Raw genomic sequence first — 13,401 nt, 5'->3', positions numbered from 1 at the left:
GATCGGGCCGCGCCGCTTCCCGGCGCGGCACCCGCCTCCGGAGGCCGGAACTCCTTTCATTTTTTCCTGGGATTCTTTGCCATGACCTTCGATATCACGCGCCGCGCGGCGGCGCTGGCCCTGCCGGCCTTGTTCCTGGGGACTGCGGCGGCGGCCCCGCTGTCCGTGCGGCATGCCGGGGGAGTGGCCAGCCTGCCCGGCGCACCCCGGCGCGCGGTGGTTTATGACCTGGGGGCGCTGGATGCACTGCATGCGCTGGGCGTGCCCGCGTCGGCGGTCGCAGGCGTGCCCCGGGCGCAGCTGCCCCGGTACCTGGACAGCTTCGCGCAGCGGCCTGCGGCGGGCGGGCTGTTCGAGCCCGACTACGAGGCGCTGAGCCGGCTGGCGCCCGACCTGATCATCGTGGGCGGGCGCTCGGCCGGCAAGGCCGAGGTGCTGGGACGCATCGCGCCCACGCTGGACCTGAGCGTCAGCGGCAAGCACATGCTGGCCGATATCGAACGCAACATCGCCACACTGGCGCTGCTGTTCGGCCGCCAGGCGCAGGGCCGTGCGCTGGTGCAGCGCATCCAGGCCGAGCTGCAGGGCCTGCGTGCCCAGGCCTCGCAGGCCGCGCCGGGCCTGCTGCTGATGGCCGTGAACGACAAGCTCCTGCCGCAGGCGCCGGGATCGCGCTTCGGCTTTCTGTTCGATGTGTTCGGCGCGCGCTCGGCGCTATCGGCCGCGCAACTGCCAGCCCGCGGCACCGCCTACGGCTTCGATGATGTGGCGCGGCTGGACCCCGAGTGGATCTACGTCATCGACCGCAACACGGCCACGGGCCAGGCGGCAGGCGGCGGCGAGATCATGGCTTCGCGCAAGGTGTTCGACAACGCGCGGATCCACGCCACGGCGGCCGGCCGCAAGGGGCAGGTCGTCTTCCTCGATCCCAAGGGCTGGTACCTGATGGGCAGCGCCGGGCCGACGGCGCTGCTGGACAACATGGCGCAGCTGCGCCAGGCCTATGGCGCGGCGTCATCGCGTTGACCGCGGGCCAGGGCCGGCTCCCGGTCCCGGCCCCACAGCGCAATCACGCGCACATAGGCCAGCTCGGCCAGCAGCTCCACCAGCGTCTGCGTGACGATGACGGCCGGCAGCACGGGAATGGCGCCAGGCACGGCCAGGGCCAGCGGCAGCACGACCAGCGAATTGCGCGTGCCCGCGCTGAACGCGACCGCTCGGCCTGCGGGCGCTGGAAGCCGGAAGGCACGCGCCACCAGCCAGCCCAGCGCGGGCGCTGCCACCGCAAAGGCGGCATAGACGGGCACCATGCTCCAGGCCGCGTGCGTGGCCGGGCCCAGCTGGGGCAGCACGGAGGCGATCACCACGAACAGCACCAGCGCGGTGGCCGGCACGGGCAGCAGGCCCAGCCATGCCGAGGCGCTGGCGCCGCGCCGGCTGCGGGCCGCCCACAGCTGGGTGGCAGCGGCCAGGGCCAGCGGCACGGCGATCAGCCACACGAACGCATGCAGGAAAGGCCCCGCCTGCACCAGCCGCGCCGCATCGTCTCCCAGGAACAGGCCCAGGTAGCCGGGCAGGGCCAGCATCTGCGCGATCAGCAGGGCCGGCGTGGCTGCCAGCAACAGGCGCGCATCGGCGCGTCCCAGATGGGAGAAGGTGACCACGTAGTCGATGCAGGGCGCCAGCAGCACCAGCAGCGCGCCCAGGCGCAGCAGGGGGTCGGCGGGCAGGAACTGCAGCAGGGCCCAGACCAGCAGCGGCACCACGATGAAGTTGGCCGTCATCAGCGCCGCCAGGAAGCGCACCTGGCCGAAGGCGCGCCGCAGCTCGGCCAAGGGCACCTGCAAGAAGGTCACATAGAGCATCAGTGCCAGCGCGGGGTTGATGGCGCGCTCCAGCACGCCTGTGCCGGGCAGCGCCCAGGCGGCAACTGCGGCCAGGGCCACGGCGGCGAAGTAGATGGGGATCTGGCGCTGTTCGAGCGCGTCTCGGGTGTCTTGCATTCAGGAGGCCGATGGCGGCGGGTACGAGGCGGGTACGCGGATGTGGGGCGGATGTGGGGCGCCTAGTATGGCAACGGCACAGCCGGCCCGCTGCTTCATTCCCCTGCAGGCCCTGGGCCCGCAGGGATCAGCCCTGGTTTGCCGCGCCCAGCACCTTGTACAGATAGGAGCGCGAGATGCCCAGCTCCTGCGCGGCCAGCTTCTTGTTGCCGCCGCAGCGTGCAATGGCGTCGAGGATGGCGTTGCGCTCCTGGTCCTTGAGCGGGGCCACGGCGCCGGTGGAGGGCATGTCGGGCTCGGCAACGGGCAAAGGCCGTGCGCCGGCCAGCGGGTCCTCGTGGCGCGCGAAGTTGTCCACGCCCAGCAGGTGGCCGTCGCAGAACACCAGGGCCTCTTCCACGCGCTGTCGCAGCTGGCGCACATTGCCGGGCCAGGCCTGGCGGGCCAGGTAAGGCATGACGCCGGGCGCGATGCGCGGCAGCGCAATGCCGTTGCGCTCGCAGAACGACTGGGCAAAGCGCTGCACCAGGGCCGGGATGTCCTCCAGGCGCTGGCGCAGGGCGGGCACATGCAGCACCACGCCGCTGAGACGGTAGAACAGGTCCAGCCGGAAGCGGCCGCTGTCGATGAGGGCGCGCAGGTCGCGGTGCGTGGCGGCCACGATGCGGAAGTTCACCTGCCGGCCGCTGTGCGCGCCCAGGCGCTGCACCTGGCGGTCCTCCAGCACGCGCAGCAGCTTGACCTGGATCTCCATGGGAATGTCGGCCACTTCGTCGAGGAAGAGCGTGCCGCCCTCGGCCTGCTCCAGCTTGCCGGGCTGGCCCTGCCTGCGCCCGCCCGTGAAGGCGCCGGCCTCGTAGCCGAACAGCTCGGACTCGATCAGCGTGGCCGGCAGGGCCGCGAGGTTGAGGCTGACCAGGGGCGCGTCGGCATCGCGCCCGCGCGCATGCAGGGCCTGGGCCACCAGCTCCTTGCCGCTGCCGCTCTCGCCCAGGATGAGCACGGGCACGTCCAGCCGCGCCACGGCGTCGATCTCGCGTGCCAGCCTTTGCATGGGGGCGCTGGCGCCCACCATCTGCGCCGTGGGCGTGCCGCCGCGCAACTGGCTCAGTTCGCGCTTGTAGTGCTGCACCTCGTCATGCAGCTGGTTCAGCCGCTGCTGCATGCGGTTGAGTGCCTCCACGCCGCTGAAGCTGACCTGGCCCACGGCGCCCACCACGGCGCCGCCCTCGTAGACCGGCATGCGGTTGACGATGCGGCTCACGCCCGGCCCCAGCTGCTGCAGGTCGCCGATCTCGGCGCGGCCGCTGCGTGCCACATGGGGCAGGCGCGAGTTGGGGATCACGTCCTCCGCGCGCCGGCCTGCGGCCGTGCCTGGCGCCAGGCCGAAGAACTTCTCGTGCACGGGGCTGATGTAGCGCATCAGCCCTTCATGGTCGGCCACCGTGATCGCCTGGTACGGGTTGGTCAGGAACATGTTGAGGATGGCGAAGGCGAAGGGCACGCTGGCCACCATGTCGAACAGCGCCGCCGCCTCGTCGGCCGGGCGCAGCAGGGCGACCTCGCCCTCGGCATCGGCCAGCACCACGGCCACATGGCGGGCCACCGTGCCGCGCGGGCCCGGTGTTTCCACGTGCAGCAACTGGCCATGGCCGATGGGGTTGTGCCCGTCGCCGTGCGCGCGGGCCAGGGCCTCGGTGACGGCTGCATGCAGGAGCGGCTCCTGCGCCAGGCCCAGCCGCGCCACGGGCTCGGGCGAGTCGCGCCGCCAGACGAGAACGCCGAATCGGTGGTCGGGGGAGCTGGGCATGGGCATGGCGGGCAGTGGCTGGGATTGAACGCACTCTAGCGGCGCGCAGGCCACGGGTCTGTCCCCGTGGTGTCTCCATTGAAGACAGTGCCCGACCCGTGTCTTCGAGGTTGTCCTTGATGTGGACACACGGAGATCGACTGTGGAAAAAATCCTTTGAATTCAACGCACTGCGTTCTGGCACGCCTTGTGCATCTCCACAGGCAAAAGGAGACACGACGACATGAGCTGGCAACCCGAAGTGGACGAGATCGCATACCGCCGCGCACTGGCGGCCAAACTGGGCGGAGAGGACAAGGTGGCGCGGCACAAGGCTGCCGGCAAGCTCACGGTGCGCGAGCGCATCGATGCCTGCACGGACGCGCAGTCCTTCGTGGAGGTGGGCTCGCTCACCGGCTCGGGCCAGTACGACGGCCTGGGCCGGCTGACGGACTTCACGCCCTCCAACCTCATCATGGGGCGAGCACGCGTGGGCGGGCGGCCCGTGGTCGTGGTGGGCGACGATTTCACGGTGCGCGGCGGCGCCAACGACGGCGCCGTGGGCGACAAGCTGATCTTTGCCGAGAAGATGGCGCACGACCTGCGCCTGCCCATGGTGCGCCTGGTGGACGGCACGGGCGGCGGCGGCTCGGTGCGCAACATCGAGACCAAGGGCTACACCAGCGTGCCCACCATGAAGGTCTGGAGCCAGGTGGTGCAGAACCTGTCCACCGTGCCCGTGGTCTCGCTGGCCCTGGGCTCGGTGGCCGGCATGGGCGCAGCGCGCGTGGCCTCCAGCCATTACTCGGTGATGGTCAAGGAGACCGCCCAGCTGTTCAATGCCGGCCCGCCCGTGGTGGCGCGCATCGGCCAGAACGTGACCAAGAACGAGCTGGGCGGCAGCCAGGTGCACACGCGCAACGGCGTGGTCGATGACGAGGTGGCCACCGAGCAGGAGGCCTTCGAGCGCGTGCGCCGCTTCCTGTCCTACCTGCCATCTTCGGTGTACGAGCTGCCTGCGCGCACCGCGCCGCAGGACGATCCGCGGCGGCGCGACGAATGGCTGCTGTCGGCCATTCCGCGTGATGGCCGCAAGGTCTACAAGATCCGGCCCATCGTCGAATGCCTGGTCGATGAGGGCTCCTTCCTGGAGACGGGCCGCCACTGGGGCCGGGCCATCGTCACGGGGCTGGCGCGCATCGACGGCTGGCCCGTGGCCGTGGTGGCCAGCGACCCGTACTTCTACGGCGGCGGCTGGGACGGCCCCTCCGCCGAGAAGTTCACGCGCTTCGTGGACATGGCCCAGACCTTCCACCTGCCCGTGGTCAACATGGTGGACATCGCGGGCTTCCAGATCGGCGTGGAGGCCGAGAAGGCCGGCGTCATGCGCTACGGCGTGCGCGCCCTGGCCGCCGTCTACCAGGCCACCGTGCCCTGGTGCAGCATCCTCATCCGCCGCGCCTACGGCGTGGCGGCGGCGGGCCACCAGCACATGGGCCGCTTCAACTTCCGCTATGCCTGGCCCTCGGCCAACTGGGGCTCGCTGCCCATCGAGGGCGGGCTGGAGGTGGCCTACAAGGCCGAGATCGAAGGCGCCGACGACCCCGTGCAAAAGCGCGCCGAGATCGAGCAGCGCGTGCGCAGCCTGACCTCGCCCTTCCGCACGGCCGAGGCCTTCGGCATCGACGAGGTGATCGATCCGCGCGACACGCGCGCCCTGCTCAGCGAATTCGTGGAACTGGCCGCGCCGCTGCGCGAGGCCGGAGCGCCGCAGTTCGGCCTGCGGCCCTGAACGCATAAAAAACCCAAGGAGACAAAGCAATGGCAACCAGACAACCGCGCGCGCCCTCGCGCCGCACCGCCCTGGCCCTGTGCCTGGCGCCGTGCCTGACCATCTGCGCCGCGACGGCGGCCCAGGCCCAGGCCCCCCAGGAGGACAAGTGGCCCACGCGCCCCGTGCGCATCGTGGTCGGCTTCCCTGCAGGCTCGTTCACCGACACCATTGCACGCGCGCTGTCCGAGCCGCTGAGCAAGTCGCTGGGCCAGCCCGTGGTGGTGGAGAACAAGCCCGGCGCCAACGGCGCCATCGGCGTGGGCGAGGTGGCGCGCGCCGCGCCCGACGGCTACACCCTGCTGGTCACCAACTCCAGCAGCATCACCATCAACCCCCAGATCTACAAGAAGATCACCTACCGCGCCAAGGACTTCGCGCCCATCACCATGGTGCTGGATGCGCCCTTCATCCTCACCGTCAACCCCGAGTGGGCGCAGAAGCACCAGATCCGCTCGGCCAAGGATGTGATCGTCTTCGCCAAGGGCCATCCCGACAAGCTCAGCTACGGCTCGGCCGGCCCCGGCAACATCGCCCACCTGGCCTATGCGGCCTGGAGCAACCGCACGGGCGTGAAGACCACGCATGTGCCCTACAAGAGCGCGTCGCAGGCCCAGATGGCCGTGCTCAGCGGCGAGCTGGACACGCAGTTCGACACCTGGAGCGCGCTGCCCCACATCGCCAGCGGCAAGCTCGTTGCGCTGGCCGTCACCGCGCCCCGGCGCATGCAGCAGCTGCCCGAGGTGCCCACCATGGCCGAGGCCGGCTATGCCGATTTCGACGTCACCTTCTGGGCCGGCCTGCTGGCGCCCGCGGGCACGCCGCCGGTCATCGTCAACCGGCTCTACGAGGCCTCCAGGGGCGTGCTGCAGGACGCACGCATCCGCGCCGTGCTCAGCAGCCAGGGCGAGCCCGTGATGATGCCGCCCGCGCCGTTCGGCCAGCGCATCGCCAAGGAAGTGGCCGACTGGGGCCAAGTCATCCAGCGCGAAGCCTTGTCTTTGGATTGATGAGGTACGCATGTCTCTGTTGCAAGCACTGAACCCCCGCTCCGTCGCCATCCTTGGCGCCTCCGACAACCCCATCAAGGCCGGTGGCCGGCCCATCGACTACCTGCGGCGCCATGGTTTCGCAGGCCGCATCCTGCCCGTCAATCCCAAGCGCGCCGAGGTCCAGGGCCTGGCTGCCTACCCCTCGCTGCGCGCGCTGCCCGAGGCGCCCGATGCCGTGGTCATCAGCCTGCCCGGCGAGGACGTGGCCGCCGCCATCGACGACTGCGTGGCCGTGGGTGCGCGCCTGGGCGTGATCTATTCGTCCGGCTTTGCGGAGCTGGGCGAGGAGGGTCGCCGGCAGCAGGCCGACCTGGTGGCGCGGGCGCGCCGGGCGCCAGGCGGCGGGCTGCGCCTGTTCGGCCCCAATTGCCAGGGCGTGGCCAACTTCGCCACGGGCGCCATCCTCAACTTCTCGACCATGATCAACGAGAACGCGCCGGCCGACGGCCCCGTGGCCATCGTCAGCCAGAGCGGTGCGGGCGCGGCCATTCTCTACGGCGGCCTGCGCCGCGCGGGCATCGGCGTGCGCTACATGCTGTCCACGGGCAACGAGGCCGATGTCTGCGCCGCCGAGGCCGTGCGCGCCGTGGTCGCGGATGAAGGCATCCGCCTGGTCGTGCTCTACATCGAGACGCTCAGGCAAAGCGCCTGGCTGGCCGAGGCCGCGCGCCTGGCGCATGCGCGCGGCGTCACCATCCTGGCCGTGAAGGCCGGCCGCACGCGCGCAGGCCAGGCCACGGCCAGCTCGCACACGGGCGCGCTGGCGGCCGAGGACGCGCTGGCCGATGCCTTCCTGCGCCAGCACGGCATACCGCGCCTGGCCGACTTCCGCGAGCTGATCGACTACGCGCCGCTGTTCCTGTCCCAGCCTGCGCCGCGCGGTCGCCGCGTGGTCAGCATCAGCAATTCGGGCGCCACCTGCGTGCTGTCGGCCGACGCGGCCGAGGAATACGGCCTGGCCCTGGAGCCGTTCGATGCCGCCACGCTGGACGGCCTGTCCCAGGCCCTGCCGTCCTATGTCACGGCGCGCAATCCCATCGACATGACCACGGCCCTGCTGGGCAGGCCGCAGACCTTTGGCGACACGCTGCGGGCCTTGTCGGGCAGCGGTGCGGCGGACCTCGTTCACGTGGGCTTCCCGATCGGCGGCGAGGGCTATGACTTCGCCGACTTCGCGGGCCAGGCCAGCCGCTTTGCGCGCGATACCGGCGTGCCCATTGCGGTCAGCGTCAACCAGGACTGGGTGGCCCAGGCCTTCCAGGACCAGGGCGTGCCCACCTTCTGGAGCGAACGCGCCGCCATGCGCGGCCTGGCGCTGCTGGCCGAGCAGGCCGGTGGCAGGCAGGCACAGGTGCCGTCTGCCGAGGCATCGGTGCCGGTGGCGGCCTCCCGCTCCCTCACGCTTGACGAGCCCTCCAGCCTGTCCGAACTCGCCCGCGCCGGCCTGCCGGTGATGCGCCATCTGGTCTGCAGGAGCGAGGACGAGGTGCGCGCCGCCATCGAGTCCCTGCCACGGCCCCTGGTGGCCAAGGGCGTGTCCGCCGATCTCTCGCACAAGTCCGAGCATGGCCTGGTGCGGCTCAACATCCGCGAGGCGGAGCAGGCGCTGCAGGCCTTTGGCGACTTCGCCGCCACGCTGGCCCGCCTGGGCGCGGCCGATGGTGGCCTGCTGCTGGGAGCCCAGCACAGGGCCGACTTCGAGCTGGCGCTGGGTGCCCATGTGGATGCCGAATTCGGCGTGGTGGTCATGGTCGGCCAGGGCGGCGTGCTGGTGGAGGCGCTCAGGGACGTGCAGTTCCTTGTCGCCCCCTTCAGTGCGCGGCAGGCGCTGGATGCCCTTGCGCGCCTGTCCATCGCCCCGGCCTTTGCGGCCGTGCGCGGCATGCCGGCCGTGGAGCTGGATGCCGTGGCCGCCATGATGGTGCGGCTGGGCGACTGGATGCTGGCCCAGGGCGGGCGCGTGCAGTCGGTCGACGCCAATCCCGTGCTCGTGGCGCGCGGCGCGCAGGCGCCGGTGATCGTCGATGCGGTGGTGGCCGTGGCCGCCACGCCAGCGGCGTCCTCGGAGGCGGCATGAGCGGCGCCCCGCACCCCATCCGCCGCGTGCTGGTCGCTAACCGGGGCGCCGTGGCCGCGCGCGTGATCCGCACGCTGCGGCGCATGGGCCTTGAATCCGTGGCCGTGTACTCCGAGGCCGATGCCAGCCTGCCCTATGTGCGCGCGGCCGACCAGGCCGTGTGCATAGGCCCTGCGCCCGCCGCGCAAAGCTATCTGGACCAGGCGCGGCTGCTGCAGGTGGCGCGCGAGACCGGCGCCGATGCCGTGCACCCGGGCTACGGCTTTCTCTCCGAGAACGCGGACTTCGCCGAGGCCGTGCAGCGCCAGGGCCTGTGCTTCATCGGCCCCTCGCCGCACTGGATACGCACGCTGGGCCACAAGACCCAGGCGCGGGCCTTCATGGCCGCCCAGGGCATGCCGCAGGCGGCCAGCTCGGCCGTGCTGCACAGCGTGCAGGAGGCGCAGGCGGAGGCGGCGCGCATCGGCTTTCCCGTGCTGGTCAAGCCCGCAGGCGGGGGCGGCGGCATCGGCATGCTGCCCGCGCACGATGCACCGCAGCTGGAGGCCGCCTGGTCCAAGGCCAGCGGCATTGCCGCCAAGTACTTCGGCACGGCCGAGCTGTACCTGGAAAAGCTGATCGAGGCGCCGCGCCACATCGAGTTCCAGGTGCTGGCCGACCGCCATGGCGAGGTGCGCGTGCTGTTCGAGCGCGACTGCTCGGTGCAGCGCCGCCACCAGAAGGTGGTGGAAGAGGCCCGCCCCGCAGGCATTCCCGCGCAGGCCCTGGCCGACATGCGGCAACTGCTGGCCGGCCTGCTGGCGCGCACGGGCTATGACGTGATCGGCACCGTGGAGATGCTCTACACGCCGCAGCACGGCTTTGTCTTCCTGGAGATGAACACGCGGCTGCAGGTCGAGCATGCGGTGACCGAGGAGATCACGGGCATCGACATCGTCGAGGCCCAGATCCGCCTGGCCGCCGGCGAGCGCATGGGCGACGTGCTGCCCGCCGAACCCGTGGCCAGCGGCCATGCCATCGAGGCGCGCATCTATGCCGAAGACCCCGTGCGCTTCCTGCCCTCGCCAGGGCGCCTGGACCGCTTCGAGATGCCCCAGGGCGAAGGCCTGCGCGTGGAGACCGGCTATGCCCAGGGCTGCAGCGTCACGCCCTTCTACGACCCCATGGTCGCCAAGCTCGTGGCCCATGGCAGCGACCGCGCCCAGGCCATCGCACGGCTGCGCCAGGCACTGGCGCAGACCCGCATCGAGGGCGTGAAGACCAACATCCCCTTCATCGAACGCATCCTGGGCCACGCCGATTTCCTGGACCTGCGCATCGACACCGGCATCGCCCAGCGCGTACTGGCCCCCCTTTGAAAGCCCTACCCATGACCACCACCCCGAACCTGATCACAAGCCCCATCGCCGGCCTCGTGGCCGCTGTGGAAGCCGCCGAAGGCGGCACCGTCGCCCTGGGCGACACCCTCATCATCGTGGAGTCCATGAAGATGGAGATTCCCGTGGAAAGCGAGGTGGCAGGCGTCGTGCGCCGCATGCTCGTGGCCGTGGGCGAGCCGGTGGCCGAAGGCCAGGCGATTGCGGAGATCGGATGAACGCCGTTGGAATCTCCACCACCCCGGACCTGGAGGCCGCCGCGCTGGCGCGCGGCTACTTCGGCATCGACGTGCCCTTCATGTCCCATATCGGCATGGAGCCCGTGAGCCTGGCGCCCGGCCTGGCGCGCACGCGGCTGCCCATGCGCCCGCACCTGGCCAACAGCCGGGGGCATGGCCATGGCGGTGCGCTGATGAGCGCGCTGGACTTCACGCTGAGCGCGGCCGCGCGCTCGTCCAACCCGCTGGGGCTGGGCGTGGTGACCATCGAGATGAGCACGCATTTCCTCGCCTCGGCCACCACCGACCTGCTGATCGAGGCCCGCGTGCTGCGCGCAGGCGCGCGCACCGTGTTCTGCGAGGGCAATGTGCTGGACAGCGCGGGCCAGGCCGTGTGCACGGCGCGGGCCGTGTTCAAGCTGATCGCGCTGTAGCCTGGCTTCAGGCGCCGTCGCCTTCGGGCGCCGGCGGCAGCAGATGCTGGCCGATCTGCTGCCAGGCCTTGGCCGCGTCATGCTGGCCGCCGAACATGTGGCAGCTGGCGGCCGTCATGGCCAGGCGGCCGTTTTCGGGCTCCAGGTCGAACGCCAGCTCGCATTGCGCGGCGGCGTTGCGCCACATCACCACGGCGTCTGGCGATTCTTCCTTTTGCAGCGCATGGGCTTCGGCCATCCAGGCCTGGGCCAGGCGAAACGCGGCTTCCGCCTGTTCCGGGTCGGCCTTGTGGGCCAGATAGAAATGCTTGCCGGCCTGCTGCCACAGCGCCCGGGCCTGGGCGAAATCCTGGGTGGCGGCCCGCTGCGCCTGGGCCACCAGGGCATTGCCTTCGGCCAGCAGCGTTGCGTAGGAGGAGGGGGCGTCTTGCGTCATGGGGCGCCATTGTGCCGCCGCTCCGGTGCCTGTGTTCAGGCCGGGGAATCGCGCGGCGGGCTCGGGCTGTCGGGCAGTTCCAGGCCGATGCGCGTGAAGCCGCCCTCGGACTCGGCAAAGCAGCGCCCGCCGTGCATGCGCGCGATGGCGGCCACGATGGCCAGGCCCAGGCCATGGTTGCGGTCGGCCTGGCTGCGCGCGGCGTCGGCGCGGTAGAAGCGGTCGAACAGGCGCGGCAGGTGGACGGGATCGATGGCCGGGCCCCGGTTGAGCACCGCCAGCGCCACATCGCCGGCGCCCCCGTGGTGGGTACAGGGCCGGGCGCCGATCTGCACGGTGATGGTGGAGCCGCGCTGTGCATAGCGTGTGGCATTGCCCAGCAGGTTGGACAGCGCCCGGCGCAGCAGCCGCGCATCGACCTCGGCGGCCGCGTCGCCCTGGACGACGACCTGCAGGTCGGCCTCCTGCAGCGCGGCCTCGTGGAAGTCGATGACCTCGTGGGCCAGCGCGGCCAGGCTGGCCCAGGGCGCCAGGCGCGCGCCCTGGCCCCGGTCGGCCTGGGAGAGAAACAGCATGTCGGCCACGATGCCGGCCATGCGCCGCAGGTCCTCCAGGTTGGAAGCCAGCACCTCGCGCAGCTCGGCCTCGCTGCGCGGCTTGCGCAGGGCCAGCTCGCAGCTGCTGATCAGCGTGGTCAGCGGCGTGTTCAGCTCATGGGCCACGTCGGCGTTGAAGGCCTCCATCTGCCGGTAGGCCACGGACAGCCGCTCCAGCAGGGCGTTGAACTGTGCGATCAGCGGCCGCAGCTCCTGCGGCTGCCCGCTGTCGTCCAGGCGCCGCTGCAGGTCCTGGGCCGACAGCTGGCGCGTCTGCTCGGTCAGCTGTCGCAGCGGCGCCAGGCCCAGGCGCACCAGCCAGATGCCGGTCAGCGACACCAGCAGGGCGCCGCCCACGGCAGCCAGGGCCAGCGTCCAGGCCAGCAGGGACAGTTGCCGGTCGTCTTCGGCCCGGTCCAGCGTGAGCTGGGCACGGGCCTGCTGGCCGGAGTCGGCCAGCACGACCTCGAAGCTGCGCTGCAGCGTGCGGCCGGGATTCTTGGGCGTGCGCAGGCGCTCGTAGAGCACGCGGCCCTGCAGGTCGGTGATGCGCAGCGACATCTCGTCCAGGCCCGTGAGAAAGTCGTCCAGCATGTGGGCCAGCCCGGCTTCGTTGTGGGCGCTGCGGCTTTCCGTCATCAGGTGCAGCACGGCCTGCTGCTTGAGGTCCAGCGTCTCGTGCTGGTGCTGCTCCAGCGTCATCGATGCCACCCCGTAGACGGCCGCGCACACCAGGCCCAGGCCCAGCATGGTCTGCAGGGCCAGCCAGCGCGACAGGCGCCGGCCCAGGTGGGGAATGTCGGCAGGGGCAACGCTCACGGTGCGCGCGACTCCAGCACATAGCCCATGCCGCGCACCGTGTGCAGCAGGGGCTGCGCGAAGGGCTGGTCCAGCTTCAGGCGCAGGCGGCGCACGGCCACCTCGACCACATTGGTCTCGCTGTCGAAATTCATGTCCCAGACCTGGGAGGCCAGCTCGGTGCGCGACAGCACCTCGCCCTGGCGGCGCAGCAGCAGGCTCAGCAGGTTGAATTCCTTGGCCGTCAGGTCCAGGCGCTGGCCGGCGCGCGTGGCGCGGCGGCGTATCAGGTCCAGCTCCAGGTCGGCCATGCGCAGCGTGGTGGCCTCGGCCGCAGGCTGGGCCGTGCCGCCGCCGCGGCGCAGCAGCACATGCATGCGCGCCACCAGCTCGGAGAACGCGAAGGGCTTGACCAGGTAGTCGTCGGCGCCGCCCTGCAGGCCGCGCACGCGGTCCTCCACCTGGCCGCGCGCCGTCAGCATCAGCACCGGTGTCTGGCGCGACTGGCGCAGCGCCGCCAGCACGGCCAGGCCGTCGATGCCGGGCAGCATGCCGTCGAGCACGATGAGGTCGTAGGCCAGCTCGGTGGCCAGGTGCAGTCCGTCGATGCCGTTGTGCGCGACATCGACCACGAACCCCTCCTCGGTCAGGCCCTTGCGGAGGTAGTCGGCCAGCTTGGTTTCGTCTTCGATGACCAGGACTTTCATGCCGAGCATTGTCGGGGCAGGCAAGGGTTTTCGGAGATGACAAATTTGTCATGTGCCCGACAGCGCCGGGTCGCTGCGCCGCCC

General features: G+C 71.1%; 12 protein-coding genes. 7 read left to right on the top strand and 5 right to left on the bottom strand.

What is annotated here, in order from left to right:
• Positions 1-81: 81 nt before the first annotated feature.
• Positions 82-1,026, top strand: coding sequence for a siderophore ABC transporter substrate-binding protein (locus ACRSCF_RS27695; protein WP_244387597.1), 945 nt, complete (start codon positions 82-84; stop codon positions 1,024-1,026).
• On the opposite strand, the gene ACRSCF_RS27690 is transcribed toward ACRSCF_RS27695, so the two are convergent.
• Entirely contained in the window at positions 1,002-2,003 is a 1,002-nt protein-coding gene (locus tag ACRSCF_RS27690) for an arsenic resistance protein (RefSeq protein ID WP_034363513.1), read from the bottom strand. The genes ACRSCF_RS27695 and ACRSCF_RS27690 overlap by 25 nt on opposite strands.
• A gap of 127 nt (positions 2,004-2,130) precedes the next feature.
• On the bottom strand, positions 2,131-3,813 hold the full coding sequence (locus ACRSCF_RS27685; RefSeq protein ID WP_034363563.1) for a sigma-54 interaction domain-containing protein: 1,683 nt from the start codon (positions 3,811-3,813) through the stop codon (positions 2,131-2,133).
• Between the two features lie 223 nt (positions 3,814-4,036).
• On the opposite strand from ACRSCF_RS27685, the gene ACRSCF_RS27680 reads away from it, so the two are divergent.
• From ACRSCF_RS27680 to ACRSCF_RS27655, 6 genes are read left to right on the top strand one after another with little or no spacing between them, the layout of a single operon-like run.
• Positions 4,037-5,584, top strand: a complete 1,548-nt coding sequence (locus ACRSCF_RS27680; protein ID WP_244387596.1) for an acyl-CoA carboxylase subunit beta — start codon at positions 4,037-4,039, stop codon at positions 5,582-5,584.
• 29 nt (positions 5,585-5,613) lie between these two features.
• Positions 5,614-6,633: a tripartite tricarboxylate transporter substrate binding protein gene (locus ACRSCF_RS27675; RefSeq protein ID WP_034363515.1), complete on the top strand. Its 1,020-nt coding sequence runs from the start codon at positions 5,614-5,616 to the stop codon at positions 6,631-6,633.
• 10 nt (positions 6,634-6,643) lie between these two features.
• Complete coding sequence (locus ACRSCF_RS27670; protein ID WP_034363517.1) at positions 6,644-8,752, top strand: acetate--CoA ligase family protein; 2,109 nt, start codon at positions 6,644-6,646, stop codon at positions 8,750-8,752.
• Positions 8,749-10,110 carry an acetyl-CoA carboxylase biotin carboxylase subunit gene (locus ACRSCF_RS27665; protein WP_312840362.1) on the top strand — a complete coding sequence of 454 codons (1,362 nt, stop codon included), beginning with the start codon at positions 8,749-8,751 and terminating at the stop codon, positions 10,108-10,110. Before ACRSCF_RS27670 ends, ACRSCF_RS27665 begins: the two co-directional genes overlap by 4 nt.
• Before the next feature lie 11 nt (positions 10,111-10,121).
• On the top strand, positions 10,122-10,346 hold the full coding sequence (locus ACRSCF_RS27660; protein ID WP_016446660.1) for an acetyl-CoA carboxylase biotin carboxyl carrier protein subunit: 225 nt from the start codon (positions 10,122-10,124) through the stop codon (positions 10,344-10,346).
• The gene (locus ACRSCF_RS27655; RefSeq protein ID WP_244387594.1) at positions 10,343-10,780 is read left to right on the top strand and encodes a PaaI family thioesterase; all 438 of its coding nucleotides are present in this window, start codon (positions 10,343-10,345) and stop codon (positions 10,778-10,780) included. The genes ACRSCF_RS27660 and ACRSCF_RS27655 overlap by 4 nt, the downstream gene beginning before the upstream one ends.
• Positions 10,781-10,787: 7 nt before the next feature.
• Here the strand turns inward: ACRSCF_RS27655 and ACRSCF_RS27650 are convergent, their stop codons facing one another.
• Genes ACRSCF_RS27650 through ACRSCF_RS27640 form a run of 3 tightly spaced genes read right to left on the bottom strand, consistent with a single transcriptional unit; the run spans position 10,788 to position 13,317 of the window.
• Positions 10,788-11,216, bottom strand: a complete 429-nt coding sequence (locus tag ACRSCF_RS27650; protein ID WP_034363519.1) for a hypothetical protein — start codon at positions 11,214-11,216, stop codon at positions 10,788-10,790.
• A 35-nt stretch (positions 11,217-11,251) separates the two neighbouring features.
• Entirely contained in the window at positions 11,252-12,631 is a 1,380-nt protein-coding gene (locus ACRSCF_RS27645) for a heavy metal sensor histidine kinase (protein ID WP_043789226.1), read from the bottom strand.
• Positions 12,628-13,317: a heavy metal response regulator transcription factor gene (locus ACRSCF_RS27640; RefSeq protein ID WP_026062596.1), complete on the bottom strand. Its 690-nt coding sequence runs from the start codon at positions 13,315-13,317 to the stop codon at positions 12,628-12,630. The genes ACRSCF_RS27645 and ACRSCF_RS27640 overlap by 4 nt, the downstream gene beginning before the upstream one ends.
• Positions 13,318-13,401 lie beyond the last annotated feature (84 nt).

It is taken from the genome of Delftia sp. 11MD, from assembly GCF_050907895.1.
Lineage (GTDB): Bacteria > Pseudomonadota > Gammaproteobacteria > Burkholderiales > Burkholderiaceae_C > Comamonas > Comamonas tsuruhatensis.
The sequence above is the reverse complement of the archived record's forward strand: the minus strand, read 5'-3'. Positions and strand labels throughout refer to the sequence as shown.

Coding starts and splice junctions, on each gene's coding strand:
- ACRSCF_RS27655 (WP_244387594.1), top strand. CDS start 10,343: ATGAACGCCGTTGGAATCTCCACCACCCCGGACCTGGAGGCCGCCGCG.
- ACRSCF_RS27680 (WP_244387596.1), top strand. CDS start 4,037: ATGAGCTGGCAACCCGAAGTGGACGAGATCGCATACCGCCGCGCACTG.
- ACRSCF_RS27650 (WP_034363519.1), bottom strand. CDS start 11,216: ATGACGCAAGACGCCCCCTCCTCCTACGCAACGCTGCTGGCCGAAGGC.
- ACRSCF_RS27685 (WP_034363563.1), bottom strand. CDS start 3,813: ATGCCCAGCTCCCCCGACCACCGATTCGGCGTTCTCGTCTGGCGGCGC.
- ACRSCF_RS27665 (WP_312840362.1), top strand. CDS start 8,749: ATGAGCGGCGCCCCGCACCCCATCCGCCGCGTGCTGGTCGCTAACCGG.
- ACRSCF_RS27670 (WP_034363517.1), top strand. CDS start 6,644: ATGTCTCTGTTGCAAGCACTGAACCCCCGCTCCGTCGCCATCCTTGGC.
- ACRSCF_RS27690 (WP_034363513.1), bottom strand. CDS start 2,003: ATGCAAGACACCCGAGACGCGCTCGAACAGCGCCAGATCCCCATCTAC.
- ACRSCF_RS27675 (WP_034363515.1), top strand. CDS start 5,614: ATGGCAACCAGACAACCGCGCGCGCCCTCGCGCCGCACCGCCCTGGCC.
- ACRSCF_RS27695 (WP_244387597.1), top strand. CDS start 82: ATGACCTTCGATATCACGCGCCGCGCGGCGGCGCTGGCCCTGCCGGCC.
- ACRSCF_RS27640 (WP_026062596.1), bottom strand. CDS start 13,317: ATGAAAGTCCTGGTCATCGAAGACGAAACCAAGCTGGCCGACTACCTC.
- ACRSCF_RS27660 (WP_016446660.1), top strand. CDS start 10,122: ATGACCACCACCCCGAACCTGATCACAAGCCCCATCGCCGGCCTCGTG.